At 30.2% G+C, this 13,105-nt stretch carries 16 protein-coding genes; 13 read left to right on the top strand and 3 right to left on the bottom strand.

Annotation, left to right across the window (positions count from 1 at the left end; all coding sequences use genetic code 11):
- Window positions 1–16: 16 nt before the first annotated feature.
- Window positions 17–721, bottom strand: coding sequence for a putative metalloprotease CJM1_0395 family protein (locus ELQ04_RS05080; RefSeq protein WP_044778132.1), 705 nt, complete (start codon window positions 719–721; stop codon window positions 17–19).
- 106 nt (window positions 722–827) lie between these two features.
- Between ELQ04_RS05080 and ELQ04_RS05075 the strand changes: the two genes are divergently transcribed.
- Window positions 828–1,190, top strand: coding sequence for an HIT family protein (locus ELQ04_RS05075; RefSeq protein WP_002933160.1), 363 nt, complete (start codon window positions 828–830; stop codon window positions 1,188–1,190).
- Window positions 1,191–1,263: 73 nt separating this feature from the next.
- A complete protein-coding gene (locus ELQ04_RS05070) occupies window positions 1,264–1,836 on the top strand; it encodes a YceI family protein (RefSeq protein ID WP_002857612.1) in 573 nt (190 codons plus the stop codon).
- Window positions 1,837–1,839: 3 nt separating this feature from the next.
- On the opposite strand, the gene ELQ04_RS05065 is transcribed toward ELQ04_RS05070, so the two are convergent.
- The gene (locus ELQ04_RS05065) at window positions 1,840–2,796 is read right to left on the bottom strand and encodes a membrane protein (protein WP_044778130.1); all 957 of its coding nucleotides are present in this window, start codon (window positions 2,794–2,796) and stop codon (window positions 1,840–1,842) included.
- A 167-nt stretch (window positions 2,797–2,963) separates the two neighbouring features.
- Between ELQ04_RS05065 and ELQ04_RS05060 the strand changes: the two genes are divergently transcribed.
- The 3 genes from ELQ04_RS05060 to ELQ04_RS05050 all read left to right on the top strand — a co-directional run bounded on the left by ELQ04_RS05060 (window position 2,964) and on the right by ELQ04_RS05050 (window position 5,325).
- A complete protein-coding gene (locus ELQ04_RS05060; protein ID WP_002938205.1) occupies window positions 2,964–4,541 on the top strand; it encodes an ABC-F family ATP-binding cassette domain-containing protein in 1,578 nt (525 codons plus the stop codon).
- Window positions 4,531–4,866: a hypothetical protein gene (locus tag ELQ04_RS05055; protein ID WP_002859498.1), complete on the top strand. Its 336-nt coding sequence runs from the start codon at window positions 4,531–4,533 to the stop codon at window positions 4,864–4,866. Before ELQ04_RS05060 ends, ELQ04_RS05055 begins: the two co-directional genes overlap by 11 nt.
- Before the next feature lie 75 nt (window positions 4,867–4,941).
- Window positions 4,942–5,325 (top strand): hypothetical protein, encoded by a 384-nt coding sequence (locus ELQ04_RS05050; protein ID WP_134224467.1) that lies wholly within the window; start codon window positions 4,942–4,944, stop codon window positions 5,323–5,325.
- 43 nt (window positions 5,326–5,368) lie between these two features.
- Here ELQ04_RS05050 and ELQ04_RS05045 read toward each other — a convergent pair whose 3' ends face one another.
- Window positions 5,369–5,953 (bottom strand): YigZ family protein, encoded by a 585-nt coding sequence (locus ELQ04_RS05045; RefSeq protein ID WP_002895394.1) that lies wholly within the window; start codon window positions 5,951–5,953, stop codon window positions 5,369–5,371.
- A gap of 69 nt (window positions 5,954–6,022) precedes the next feature.
- Between ELQ04_RS05045 and ELQ04_RS05040 the strand changes: the two genes are divergently transcribed.
- From ELQ04_RS05040 to ELQ04_RS05015, 8 genes are all read left to right on the top strand, one after another.
- Window positions 6,023–6,667, top strand: coding sequence for a GntR family transcriptional regulator (locus tag ELQ04_RS05040; RefSeq protein ID WP_002921842.1), 645 nt, complete (start codon window positions 6,023–6,025; stop codon window positions 6,665–6,667).
- Between the two features lie 202 nt (window positions 6,668–6,869).
- Window positions 6,870–7,400 (top strand): MFS transporter, encoded by a 531-nt coding sequence (locus ELQ04_RS08865; protein ID WP_002938221.1) that lies wholly within the window; start codon window positions 6,870–6,872, stop codon window positions 7,398–7,400.
- Window positions 7,381–8,124 (top strand): MFS transporter, encoded by a 744-nt coding sequence (locus ELQ04_RS08860; protein WP_243833005.1) that lies wholly within the window; start codon window positions 7,381–7,383, stop codon window positions 8,122–8,124. The genes ELQ04_RS08865 and ELQ04_RS08860 overlap by 20 nt, the downstream gene beginning before the upstream one ends.
- Window positions 8,125–8,138: 14 nt before the next feature.
- Window positions 8,139–9,566, top strand: coding sequence for an FAD-dependent tricarballylate dehydrogenase TcuA (gene tcuA, locus ELQ04_RS05030; protein ID WP_002938223.1), 1,428 nt, complete (start codon window positions 8,139–8,141; stop codon window positions 9,564–9,566).
- Window positions 9,563–9,988, top strand: coding sequence for a hypothetical protein (locus ELQ04_RS08855; protein WP_002938224.1), 426 nt, complete (start codon window positions 9,563–9,565; stop codon window positions 9,986–9,988). The genes tcuA and ELQ04_RS08855 overlap by 4 nt, the downstream gene beginning before the upstream one ends.
- The gene (locus tag ELQ04_RS08850) at window positions 9,985–10,629 is read left to right on the top strand and encodes a hypothetical protein (protein WP_002938225.1); all 645 of its coding nucleotides are present in this window, start codon (window positions 9,985–9,987) and stop codon (window positions 10,627–10,629) included. Before ELQ04_RS08855 ends, ELQ04_RS08850 begins: the two co-directional genes overlap by 4 nt.
- 452 nt (window positions 10,630–11,081) lie before the next feature.
- Window positions 11,082–12,308, top strand: a complete 1,227-nt coding sequence (locus ELQ04_RS05020; protein WP_002938226.1) for a hypothetical protein — start codon at window positions 11,082–11,084, stop codon at window positions 12,306–12,308.
- The gene (locus ELQ04_RS05015; RefSeq protein WP_002921835.1) at window positions 12,301–13,038 is read left to right on the top strand and encodes a hypothetical protein; all 738 of its coding nucleotides are present in this window, start codon (window positions 12,301–12,303) and stop codon (window positions 13,036–13,038) included. Before ELQ04_RS05020 ends, ELQ04_RS05015 begins: the two co-directional genes overlap by 8 nt.
- Window positions 13,039–13,105: the final 67 nt, after the last annotated feature.

Here is a 13,105-nt window from a genome sequence, read left to right as displayed (position 1 = left end):
ATTTAAATTAAGAATTTTAAGATGCGATATTGAATTTAATGTCGTTATTTTGTGAGTTTTGTTGATAAGTTCTAGCGACAAAATTTTTAAAGTCTTTATCAAAATTTGAATTTTTATCGTTGTTTTTTGAATCTTTATCTGTTTTTTCTAAGCTATTTTCTGAATTTTTGTCATCTTTTTCTTTATTTTCTTCTTCTTTTTCTTTGGCTTCTTTGGCTTTAAGTTTCATTGCTTCAGCTCTTGCTTCAAATTCCATTTTTGTAGCATTTGCTGCAACCTTATAGTCTTGCGCACTAGGATCAGCAGGAGCCATAGCTGCTGCTGCGATTTGTCTTGCATTGGCTATAGTTTCTTCTGGTGTGTTTCCTTTTTGCATGCTGATAGGAACTTCGCCCGCTGTAGCATACATTTGATTATCAGGGCCTCTTGTGTAAGTAAAACTTGCAGCACCTGCTAAGCCGCCACCCGCTGCTTGATGTGCAGCTTCATGAGCCTTTACATTTCTATCGATACTTTGGAGTTCGCGAACTTGAGCTACTTCTTTTTGGCTTAGCTCTACGCCATTAACCATTTGGGTTTGTTCGCCATTTTTTTCTTTATCATCTTTATTTTCGCTAAGATTTTTTTCATCTTTTTGAGTGGAATCAGATTGATTTGTTTTATCAAAAGAAGGTTTGCTAGAGTAGTAATCATAAGAGTTATAACTTGAACTAATTTGCATTTATCCTCCTTTTTGTTTTTTAAATTTTAGGAATTTTAACGCATTTTGACTTAAAAATTTGATAAATTTTGTAAAATAATCATAAATACAATTTCAAAGGAATGTAATGATTTATGAAAATGATTTGATTTATATAGAGAAAGAGGAGGCTCAAGTGCCTTGGCTTAAAATTTTTACTAAAGAAAATTATAAAGAATTTAGCGATTGTCCTTTAGAGTTGCAAAAGGAACTTTTTGAAAAAATTTTACTTTGTGAAAAGGCTATGATAGAATTTTACAAACCTGAAAAAATCAATATCGCCTCTTTTGCAAATTATGTGCCAAGGGTGCATTTTCATGTTATGGCAAGATTTAAAGAAGATGCGTTTTTTCCTGAGTGTATGTGGGGAAAACAGCAAAGAGAAGCAATAAAGCTTGATTTGCCTAAATTTGAAGAATTTGTAAAATTTTTAAATAGTAAAATTTTTTAATTTTTATTAATGATTTGTTATGTTTTATCTAATAAAATTTTTATATTGAAAATTACTATAAAAAAGGAAAAAAATGAAAAAAGTTTTATTAAGTTCATTGGTTGCGGTGTCTTTGTTAAGCACAGGTTTGTTTGCTAAAGAATATACTTTAGATAAAGCACATACAGATGTAGGTTTTAAAATCAAACATTTACAAATTAGCAATGTAAAAGGAAATTTCAAAGATTATTCTGCGGTGATTGATTTTGACCCTGCGAGTGCTGAATTTAAAAAGCTTGATGCAACTATAAAAATCGCATCTGTAAATACAGAAAATCAAACAAGAGATAATCACTTACAGCAAGATGATTTTTTCAAAGCAAAAAAATATCCTGATATGACTTTTACAATGAAAAAATATGAAAAAATCGATAATGAAAAAGGTAAAATGACAGGAACTTTAACTATAGCTGGAGTTTCTAAAGATATCGTTTTAGATACTGAAATCGGCGGTGTAGCTAAAGGCAAAGATGGAAAAGAAAAAATAGGCTTTTCTTTAAATGGAAAAATCAAACGCTCTGATTTTAAATTTGCAGCAAGTACTTCAACTATTACTTTAAGTGATGATATTAATTTAAATATCGAAGTTGAAGCGAACGAAAAATAATTTTTAGCCTAAGAGTTTAATTCTTAGGCTTTGTAAACTTTTATCTAAATTTTCTTCACTTTCTTGCCAAATTAGTTTAAAATCTGGTTTAAAATTTTCATTTTCTAAATTAAATTCCGTATTTTTTAAGGTGGATTCTAAAAAAGCAAGATGATTTAAAGCTTGATTTTTGTCATTAAAAATTAAAATAAAATCATTGTCTACGATGAAAATTTTTGCTCTAAAGCGTTTTAAAATTTTTGCAATTTGTTTTAAGATGAGTTTGGCATAGCTTTCTTTAGTATCTTTTAGTTCATTAAAATGAAGCAAGGCAATGATATAGTTGTTTTTTCCCTTTGTAAAGCGTGTAAGGCTTTTTTCATTAGGTAGTTTTGTTAAGATGTCAAAAAAAGCCAATCTATAAGCGTGATTTAAAAGATAAAAACAAAAAACTAAACTTGCAAATTCAAAATACCTTATTCCTGCTCCTTCTTGGAATAAAAACTGAAAATATGCAGCAAAAAATGCGATAATAATATAATATTCTTTAGTTTTAAAAGTTTTGATAAAAATGAGTATTAAGCCGACTAAAAAAAATAAAAATCCTAATTCACTTACAGGCTTAAAAAAATCTAATGCAATAAAATGAAATTCTAAACCAGCGCTATTAAAAGTAGTATTTCTAGGTAAAATGATGCTTAAAACGCCTATAAAAATAAGGGTTGTAATTGAAGCGATATTTTTTTTACTTAAAATTAAAGCATGGTGTTTTCCAAGGCAAAATAGAGTAAAAATCATAGGTAAAAACAAAGCCACAAATAAATTAGCTTGAAAAAAACTTGTATAAAAATAAGGCAACTTAGCTCCTAGCAATACTAAAGTCAAAAAGAAAATTCTTGAATTTTTAAAGTAAAAGGATAATACAAGTGCTGAAATTTCAAAAATAAAACTCAATGATATTAAAAAATCTAATAAAAACATTTCAAATCCTTGATTTTAATAAAAGTGATAATTGTATAGAAAAAAGCTTAAAAGCGGGTTTTATTTATTTTAATTATGAAATTTTAGACTATCAATCTCAATTATTTTCAAGTCTTTTTTTGATACAATCCTTAAAAATTTTTATAAGTAAAAAATTAAGGAAAAACATGGTTGAAGTAAAAAATCTTACTATGCGTTTTGCAAATCAGCTTTTATTTGAAAATGTTAATTTAAAGCTTGTTAGAGGACAAAGATACGGACTTATTGGTGCTAATGGTGCGGGAAAATCGACTTTTTTAAAAATTCTTTCAGGAGAAATTGAGTCAAGTAGTGGTGAAATAGTATTTGATGAAGGTTTAAAAATCGCAGTTTTAGGACAGGATCAATTTGCTTTTGAAAACTACACCATCAAAGATGCAGTGATGTGTGCAAATAAGCGTTTGTATGAGGCTTTGAAAGAAAAAGAAAAGCTTTATATGAGCGAGGAATTTACTGATGAGATCAATGAGCGTTTAGGTGAGCTTGAGATAATAACGGCTGAAGAAGATCCAAATTATGATTGTGAAACACGTTGTGAAAAAATTTTAAGTTCTTTAAAGATTAAAGATTTTGATGCTTTGATGAGCACCTTGCAAAGTGCGGATAAATTTAAAGTCTTACTAGCTCAAGTTTTATTTTTGGGTGCGGATGTGCTTTTTTTAGATGAGCCTACAAATAACCTTGATTTAGAGGCGATTTCTTGGCTTGAAAATGAGCTTTTAAGACATGAAGGGACTTTGGTTGTCATCTCTCATGATAGGCATTTTTTAAATAAAATTTGTACAAGAATTTTGGATGTGGATTTTAAACAAATTCGTGATTTTGCGGGAAATTATGATGATTGGTATATGGCTTCAACGCTTTTGGCAAAACAAGCTGAGCTTAAACGCGATAAAACCTTAAAAGAAAGAGAAGAATTAGAAAATTTCATTCGCCGTTTTAGCGCAAATGCTTCTAAGGCAAAACAAGCCACAAGCCGTGCTAAGGCACTTGAAAAACTAGAGCTTGAAGAGATTAAAATTTCAAGCCGTAGAGATCCTAGCATAGTTTTTAGAACCAATCGTGAAATAGGTAATGAAGTTTTAGAATTTAAAGGTATAGGCAAGGCTTATGATAAACAACTATTTTCAAATTTGGAGCTAAAAATAGAAAAAAATGATAAAATTGCTTTGATCGGGGCAAATGGTGTGGGCAAAAGTACTTTGGCAAAAATCATCGCCCATGCTATAATTCCAGATAGTGGATCTATACATCTTGGGGCAACTATAGAGCTTGGATATTTTCCTCAAGATACAAGTAATTTAATTTGTGAAAATTTGAAACTTTACGAATGGCTTATGAGTGAAAAATTTAAAGATCTAGATGAAATCCGTAAGTGTTTAGGTAGAATGCTTTTTAGTGGCAGTGATCAAGAAAAGATGGCAGCAAGTTTAAGTGGGGGTGAAAAACACCGTTTAATGCTCTCTCGTTTAATGCTAGAGCGTCCAAATTTCTTGCTTTTAGATGAGCCTGATAACCATTTAGATCTTGAAAGTATTATTGCACTAGGTGAAGCTTTGTATAATTTCAAAGGTGTAGTGCTTTGTATCAGCCACGATAGGGAGTTAGTTTCTGCTTTTGCTAATAGAATTTGGCATTTAGAAAATGGTAAGCTTACGGATTTTCGTGGAACTTATCAAGAATTTTTAGGAGAAAATGATGGCTAAATTTAGAATTCAATACAGCGCAGGTTTTGGGCACTATACGCAAAATCACAAGGGTTTTGGACCTACGATTTATATAGAAGAGGTCGTAGAGTTTGATAATGGCAAGGATTATTTTGATTATATAGATTTTTATAAAACTTATTCAAAGAGCGATGATACTTATTTTCATATCAGTTTTTTAGAAGATAGACCTCTAAGCGATAAAGAAATCACGATTCGCAATGAATACCGCAAAATGCGTGATGAAAACTGTAAAAAAGCCAAGGAAGAATTTATAGCCAATAATGAGCTTGATGTGGAGCATTTGCCTACTCATCATGATTGAAAAACATTAATTTTTGCATAAAAAAGGAACACTTTTTGCTTGTATAGTTTTTGCATATTTTGAAAGGAGAAAACTATGCAGGTAAATTATAGAACGATCAGCTCGTATGAATACGATGCTATTAGTGGTCAGTATAAACAGGTGGATAAACAGGTTGAAGATTATTCTTCATCTGGAAATTCTGATTTTATGGATATATTAAATAAGGCGGATGAGAAGTCAAGCGGAGATGCTTTAAATTCTAGCAATAGTTTTCAAAGCAATGCGCAAAACTCAAATTCAAATTTAAGTAATTATGCTCAAATGTCAAATGTTTACGCTTATCGTTTTAGACAAAATGAAGGCGAGTTGTCTATGAGAGCTCAAAGTGCTAGCGTTCACAATGATCTTACACAACAAGGTGCAAATGAACAAAGTAAGAATAATACTTTTTTAAATGATTTATTGAACGCAATTTAATCAAAAGCTCCATTTTGGAGCTTTTGTATTTACTTGCAAGAATTTATAATTTCTCTATTTCAAAAGGTGCAAAATTTTTACAAAAAATTTCAAATTCTTGCTCCTCTTTTTCATTTAATTTGATATGTAATATAGCTTTGCAATCCTTAAAATCTTTTGTGAAATTAAAAGAATAAGTTTTTAAAAAATGTTCAAAACGATTTAAATTTTTTAAATCAATAGCAATGGTTATATTTTTTTTCAATTCGAATGAAAGTAAAGAAGAATTATTAATCACGGTATTTGCTGCATCGCTATAAGCTCTTACAAGTCCCCCTGTACCAAGTTTTATACCGCCAAAATATCTTACAGTGATTAAAGCCGCATTGATAAGATCATAGCCCCTTAGAACATTTAAAGTTGGCATTCCAGAAGTTCCTTTAGGCTCTCCATCATCGCTTTTATCTTCTACAATTTGATTAAAATCATTTAAAACACGATAAGCATAGACAAAATGAACAGCTTTTGGATGCTCTTTTTTTAGCGTTTCTATTAAAAATTTAAAATCTTTAAAAGGGCAAAGAAAAGATAAGAAAATAGATTTTTTAATATCGATTTGTGTTTGAAAAATTTGATCAATAGTTTGCATTTTTGCCTTTTTTTGTTTAAAATTATACTTATAAAAACTAAAATCAATTTGAGTCTTAGGGGTTATAATATGCCAAAAAAAAATCAAAAAATTTCGAGTGATAGAATTTATGATTTTATTATCAAATCTATTAAAGATGGAAAATTAAAACCTAACGATAGAGTTAAAGAACAAGATTTGGTAGAACAAACAGGACTTAGCAGAACTCCTATAAGAGAAGCTTTGGGATTGTTGCAAAACGATGGAATTTTGGTGCAAGATGGTAAAAATGGACTTATTGTTGCAGGACTTGATTTGATTTCTATTACGAAGCTTTATGAGATCAGGGAATTATTAGAGGGTGAAGCTGCTAAACTTGCGGCATTACACGCTTCTATGGCCGAAATTGAAATTTTGGTCAATATTTTAAAAGTTCAGAAAAATATTAAAGAGCTTAATGAACTTAGGGCTAGTAATATTTTATTTCATCAGACTTTGTATCGTTGCTCAGGAAATCATTATCTTTTTAAAATTATGGAAAATTTGGATCGTTCTTTATTGCTTCTTGGTGATAGTACTTTAGCCAAGGAAAATCGTCCTAAAGAAGCTTATGAGGAGCATTTAGCTGTTGTTAATGCTATTAAAGAGAGAAATGCTTTAGAGGCAGAAAGATTAGCAAAATTTCATATTCAACAAGCTTATAAAATTCGTTTAGACAATATACTTAAAAAATAATTTACTATTCTTAATTTTTAAATCTACTTAATTAAAAATACATAGATATTAACACTTGCAATCCAAATAAAAAAATATTAATTTTTTATTTCAACTTTCTGTGTAGTTTTGTAACTTAAAAAATACTTTTGAATACAAAAAATATTTTAGGACTAAAAAATTCCTAAAACTAGTTTATAATGAAAATAAAAAAGGAGGCTATATGGCAAGAAGGTGCAAGGGTGACGCTAAAACCATTTTTAGCGTTGCTAGTGGTAATTTTTTAGAAATGTATGATTTTGCGGTTTATGGTTTTTATGCTGCATTTATTGCTAAAGTGTTTTTTCCTGCTCAAAATGAATTTATTTCTTTGATGCAAAGTTTTATGGCTTTTGGAGTTGGCTTTTTAATGCGTCCTATCGGAGCTATAGTTCTTGGATCTTATATGGATAAGCATGGTAGAAAGAAAGGTCTTATTGTAACTTTAGGCATTATGGCTTTTGGAACTTTAACTATAGCCTGTTGTCCTGGTTATGAAAGTATAGGCATTTTAGCTCCTATTATTGTGGTAATTGGAAGGCTTTTGCAAGGTTTTAGTGCTGGAGCTGAAATAGGTGGAGCAAGCATTTATTTAGCAGAAATTGCACCAAAAAACTTACGCGGTTTTTATGTTTCTTGGCAAAGTGGATCTCAGCAAATTGCTACTGTATTTGCGGGTGCTTTGGGCGTACCTTTTGCATTATCTTATAGGTGATGCTATTATGCAAGCTTGGGGCTGGAGAATCCCTTTTATCGTTGGATGTTTGGTTGTACCTTATATTTTTTACATAAGAAGAACTTTAGATGAAACGCCTGAATTTAAGGCTAAAATTCACCAAGCTCCAAAAACCTTTAGAGCTATTTTCAAAAGCATTAGAGAAAATATACCTATAGTGATTTTTGGAATTATGTTTGTAATGATGACGACAGTAACTTTTTATTTTATCACTTCTTATACTCCAACTTTTGCCAATAAAGTTTTGCATTTTAGTAAATTAGAAAGTTTTATGATTACTGCTATTATAGGACTTAGCAATACTTTTTGGTTACCGTTTTCTGGTTTTCTTGGAGATAAAATAGGAAGAAAGCCTATTTTATTAACCATGACTTTTTTAGGTGTTGTCAGTGCTTATCCTATGTTAAATTTTTTAACAAATAATATTTCTTTTGCCAATTTGGTTTTAGTGGAATTATGGTTTAGTTTTATTTTTGGTGCTTATAATGGGGCTATGGTGGTTTCTTTATCAGAAATCATGCCTAAAAATGTAAAAGCTTTGGGTTTTTCTTTTTCTTATTCTATAGCGGTGGCAATTTTTGGAGGATTTACCCCTGCTGTTTCAACTTATTTGATAGAAAAAACTAGCAATCCTGTCTCTCCTGCATTTTGGGCTTACCTTTGCAGCCATTTGTTCTTTTGTGGCTTCTTTGATTATTTTTAAAAAAGGTGGAATTTATGAAAGACAACAAAAAGGAGAATGAAATGGAATTTGATATAGTGGTTATAGGCGGGGGCAATGCAGCTCTTTGTGCAGCTATAGTAGCAGCTAGTCAAAAAGAAAATATAAAAATAGCACTTTTAGAAAGCTCTCCAAAAGAATGGAGAGGAGGAAATTCTCAACACACTAGAAATTTGCGTTCTATGCACGATGAGCCTACGGATGTCTTGACTCAAAGTTATAGCGAGGATGAGTTTTTTGAAGATGTTTTTAAGGTGACTAAGGGACAAACCAATGAAGAATACGCTCGTTTTGTCATTTCTCGTACTCCAAAGGCGGTAGAGTTTGCTAAAAAATATGGAGTGCGTTTTCAACCTTCCATGCGAGGAACTTTGCACTTAGGACGCACGAATGCTTTTTTCTTAGGGGGTGGAAAATCTTTAGTCAATGCTTATTTTAATGCGGCAAAAAATTTAGGGGTTGAAATTTTTTATGAATTTGAAGCTTTGGATTTGATGGTAGAAAATGGATGCTGTAAGGAAATTTTGGTTTTGGATAAAAAACAAAATCAAGAAGTGAAAATTAAAACCAAGGCTGTGATCGTTGCAAGCGGGGGATTTGAGTCAAATTTGGAATGGCTTGAAGAAGCTTGGGGACAAAGGGCTAAAAATTTTATCATCCGTGGAACTCGTTTTAATCAAGGTAAGATGCTAAAGGCTTTAGAGAAAAATCACGCACAAATTATAGGCGATCCCACTCAAGGGCATATGGTTGCTATTGATGTAAGGACTCCAAAATATGATGGAGGCATAGCTTCAAGGGTGGATTGTGTGTCTTTGGGTATAGTGGTAAATAAAAAGGCACAAAGATTTTATGATGAGGGTGAGGATTTTTGGCCAAAGCGTTATGTAATTTGGGGGCGTTTAGTGGCAAATGAAGAGGATCAAATCGCTTATTCTATCACTGATTCTAAGGTGCAAAAATGCTACATGCCTTCACTTTTTGAACCCATAGTGGCTAATTCTATTGAAGAATTAGCCTCTAAAATGAACTTAGATCCAAAGGCTTTAAAGATGACTTTAGATGAATACAATCAAAGTGTTGTAGAAGGAGAATTTGATCACACTATACAGGATAATTGTCACACTCAAGGTTTAAAGATAGAAAAAACACATTGGGCTTTGAAAATAGATACTCCACCTTTTTATTGCTATCCTTTGCGTCCAGGTGTGACTTTTACCTACATGGGTGTGAAGGTAGATAAAAATGCAAGGGTATATCAAGAAAATGGAGAACTTTTTAAAAATATATTTGCAGCTGGTGAAATCATGGCAGGAAATATTTTAACCCAAGGCTATGTTGCAGGTTTTGGTATGAGTATAGGAAGCGTTTTTGGGCGTTTGGCTGGAGAAAATGCACTTGAGTTAGTAAAGGATATGAAATGAAAATTACAAAAATTTATGAAGAAGCACGAAAATCTTGCATTATATGCAATTCTTGTCGTTATTGTGAGGGGCTTCGTGCGGTGTTTCCAGCTATGGAAAAAAAGCGTGAATTTTCCTTAAAGGATATGGATTATTTGGCTAATTTATGCCACCAATGTTCTGAATGTTTTTATGATTGTCAATACGCCCAGCCACATGAATTTAATGTTTTGATTCCTAAACAATTTGCAGCTCTTAGGCAATACAGTTATGAAAAATACGCTTTTCCTAATTTTTTAGGCTTAGCCTTTAGGAAAAATGCGGTTTTAACCAGTATAGTTTTAATCCTTTGTTTATTTTTTGGATTTTGGAGCGCGAGTGCTTATGAGGGTGAAAATGTTAAAGGGAATTTTTTGCTATTGTTTCTTATGATTATATGGTGAGTATTTTTGCTACGGTTTCACTTTTGGTGCTTTTAGCCCTTGTGGGCAGTGTGGCAAAATTCTATCATGCTATAGAAATAAAAAATCTCAATTTTACTGTTTTCATAAAAAGTTTAAAAGATGCTTTAAGCCTTAAATATCTAGGTGGATATAAAAATGAGGGTTGTACTTATCCTAATGAAAAGCGTTCTAATATAAGAAAAATATTTCATCATTTTACTGCTTATGGTTTTTTGTTTTGTTTTATAGCAACTTCTTTAGGAGCTTTTTATCATCACTTTTTAAATTTAGTAGCCCCTTATGATTTTACCCAACTTCCTAAAATTTTTGGAAGCTTAGGAGGGATTATGCTTTGCATAGGAACTTTGAGACTTTTTGTTTTAAAAAGCGTAGCGGATAAAAACATAGTAGATAGTCAAAGTATGGGCATGGATTATGTTTTTATTTTCATGCTTTTTTTAGTAAGTTTTACAGGGCTTTTACTCATGCTTTTAAAGCAAAGTTATTTTTTGCCCTATATGCTTTGGTTTCATTTAAGTTGTGTTTTGGCTTTTTTTATTATGATGCCTTATTCTAAATTCGTGCATATGTTTTATCGCTTTGTCGCACTTTTAAAATACAATAGCGAGGAAGAAATATGATATAATAATGCCTGTGTTTTAAGGCATTATTTAAATTATTTTAAAAACAAAATTATTTTTTTATAAAACCAAAATCTTTTATTGATAAATTTATGATTATCTTTGATAAGATAAAGAAATTTAAGCGAAAGTATTCGTGTATATAAAAAAGTTAGCACAAAGAATTAAGATTAAGATATGGAGAATTGCTTCAAGATATGAGTTAAACAGATGGAGATTTGCTTATTTATAAGATAAATAGTATTTTTTGGTAGTTAGTATTGCTTTATTTTTCTTATCCTATTTTAAGATATAGTAAGTACTCGTATTTATTTTTCTATTGTATTTTTGTTTGCCTTGACTGGTTTAAAATTTTTTTCAGTATTTATTAGTATTTATTTTTTATCATTTGATTTGCTTTTTAATATTTATTTTGGTTGATATTTTAAGTTTAATTTTGTAAAATTTTCATTATGGAAAAAATCAAAAATTATAAACTTATCATCATTTTACTTAGTCTTGATTTGTTGGCTTTGCTTTATGGAATTTCAACACTGAGTATTAGTGCTGATGAAGCTGATATTTATTTTGGTGAGCAGGGTAAATCACTTATTTTTTCCCATAGTTTGCTTTATTATATATCTCATTTTGGAACTTTTATTTTTGGGCAAAATGATTTTGGTTTAAGGCTTCCTTTTTTATTTTTTCATTTTTTAAGTTGTTTGCTTTTGTATTTGCTAGCTTTAAAATATACTAAAACTAAAATTGATGCTTTTTTTTCTTTATTGTTATTTGTTTTATTGCCGGGTACTGTTGCAAGTGCTTTGCTGGTTAATGCCGCATCTTTGGTGATTTTTTTAACCCTTGCTATATTATGTGCTTACGAATATGAAAAAAAATGGCTTTTTTATATATTATTGATTATAGTATTATTTGTTGATAAATCTTTTAATATTTTATTTTTAACTTTTTTCTTTTTTGGGATTTATAAAAGAAATGCTATTTTATTTACCTTATCTCTTGTTTTGTTTGGAGCGAGTATCAGTTTTTATGGTTTTGATACAGGTGGTCGTCCAAGAGGTTATTTTTTAGATACCTTAGGAATTTTTGCTGCATGTTTTTCTCCTTTGGTTTTTGTGTATTTTTTTTATACTATTTATCGTTTGACTTTTCAGAAATATAAAAATTTATTATGGTTTTTAATGAGCGTAACATTTGTATTTTGTTTGTTGCTTTCTTTAAGACAAAAACTTTTTTTAGATGATTTTTTGCCTTTTTGTGTTATTTGCACTCCTTTGCTTATAAAAACTTTAATGCAAAGTTATAGAGTGAGATTGCCGGTTTTTCGATTAAGGTATAAAATCTTTATAGAATGTTCTATAATTTTTTTGATATTTTGTTACTTTTTAATCGTCGCTAATCAATTATTGTATTATTTTATAAACAATCCAAATCGTCATTTTGCCAATAATTATCATTTTGCTAAAGAATTGGCGCTAGAATTAAAAAAACAAGATGTTTTAGAGCTTGCAACAGCCCCAAGTTTGCAAAAAAGATTGCGATTTTATGGAATAAAAAATAGCAATAAGTTTTATTTAAAAGTTTTAAAACAAGCCGATAAGCATGATATGGACAAAAAAATTGTTAAAGTAAAACTTGGAAAATATGAAAAAGTATATCAGATTTTAAACTATGATTAAAGCTTTCAGTTTGTTGGAATTTGTGTTTATAATTCTCATTTTAGGTATAGTTTTTAATTTAGGCAGTCTTTACTTAAAAAAAGACAATCTACTAGAAGGTGCAATACAAATTCTTAATGATATCCAATATACCCGAAGTTTAGCCATGATGCAAGAAGGCATAAGAGTTGATGAGTTGGCTATCGCAAAAAGAGAGTGGTTTAAAAGTAAATGGCAGATTTATTTTATAAAATCAGCTGCCACAGGTTATGATCAAACATATACTATTTTCTTGGATAAAAATGGTGATGGAAATGCTAATTTAGGTAAAACTGAAATCAATATAGATAGAGAAATTGCTGTTGATGTAATCAATCATAACAAATTAATGAATTCAGGTCAAAGTGGAGTTATTAGTAAAGATGATGAAAAAACTACACAAAGATTTAATCTTACAAAAAGATTCGGAATAGAAAAGGTTGAATTCAAAGGATCTTGTTCAGGATTTACTAGATTAGTATTTGATGAAATGGGCAGAGTGTATTCTCCGTTAAAAAATGCCAATTATGCATATGAAAAAACTTTAGCAAAGAATAATTCAGATTGCATTATACGTTTGTTATCAAAAAAGCATGCTCTTTGTATCGTTATAGATACGCTTAGCGGTTATGCTTATATTCCAGATTTTAAAACACTTAAAAGTCAATTTGTTAATATAAAAAATAAAAATTACGAGTGCTCTAAAATATAACCCCCATTTTTCAACCCACCAAATACTTATATAAATACTTACACAAATATTTATACTATTTAATCCT

This window comes from Campylobacter sp. CH278 (assembly GCF_004378845.1).
Classification (GTDB): Bacteria; Campylobacterota; Campylobacteria; order Campylobacterales; family Campylobacteraceae; genus Campylobacter_D; species Campylobacter_D jejuni.
Note: the sequence above shows the minus strand (reverse complement) of the source record. Positions and strands in the feature narration are given on the sequence as shown.

Bases quoted from the DNA above. Each gene is read 5' to 3' on its own strand.
- ELQ04_RS05080 (WP_044778132.1), bottom strand. From the start codon at position 721: ATGCAAATTAGTTCAAGTTATAACTCTTATGATTACTACTCTAGCAAA.
- ELQ04_RS05075 (WP_002933160.1), top strand. From the start codon at position 828: ATGATTTATGAAAATGATTTGATTTATATAGAGAAAGAGGAGGCTCAA.
- ELQ04_RS05070 (WP_002857612.1), top strand. From the start codon at position 1,264: ATGAAAAAAGTTTTATTAAGTTCATTGGTTGCGGTGTCTTTGTTAAGC.
- ELQ04_RS05065 (WP_044778130.1), bottom strand. From the start codon at position 2,796: ATGTTTTTATTAGATTTTTTAATATCATTGAGTTTTATTTTTGAAATT.
- ELQ04_RS05060 (WP_002938205.1), top strand. From the start codon at position 2,964: ATGGTTGAAGTAAAAAATCTTACTATGCGTTTTGCAAATCAGCTTTTA.
- ELQ04_RS05055 (WP_002859498.1), top strand. From the start codon at position 4,531: ATGATGGCTAAATTTAGAATTCAATACAGCGCAGGTTTTGGGCACTAT.
- ELQ04_RS05050 (WP_134224467.1), top strand. From the start codon at position 4,942: ATGCAGGTAAATTATAGAACGATCAGCTCGTATGAATACGATGCTATT.
- ELQ04_RS05045 (WP_002895394.1), bottom strand. From the start codon at position 5,953: ATGCAAACTATTGATCAAATTTTTCAAACACAAATCGATATTAAAAAA.
- ELQ04_RS05040 (WP_002921842.1), top strand. From the start codon at position 6,023: ATGCCAAAAAAAAATCAAAAAATTTCGAGTGATAGAATTTATGATTTT.
- ELQ04_RS08865 (WP_002938221.1), top strand. From the start codon at position 6,870: ATGGCAAGAAGGTGCAAGGGTGACGCTAAAACCATTTTTAGCGTTGCT.
- tcuA (WP_002938223.1), top strand. From the start codon at position 8,139: ATGAAAGACAACAAAAAGGAGAATGAAATGGAATTTGATATAGTGGTT.
- ELQ04_RS08855 (WP_002938224.1), top strand. From the start codon at position 9,563: ATGAAAATTACAAAAATTTATGAAGAAGCACGAAAATCTTGCATTATA.
- ELQ04_RS05020 (WP_002938226.1), top strand. From the start codon at position 11,082: ATGGAAAAAATCAAAAATTATAAACTTATCATCATTTTACTTAGTCTT.
- ELQ04_RS05015 (WP_002921835.1), top strand. From the start codon at position 12,301: ATGATTAAAGCTTTCAGTTTGTTGGAATTTGTGTTTATAATTCTCATT.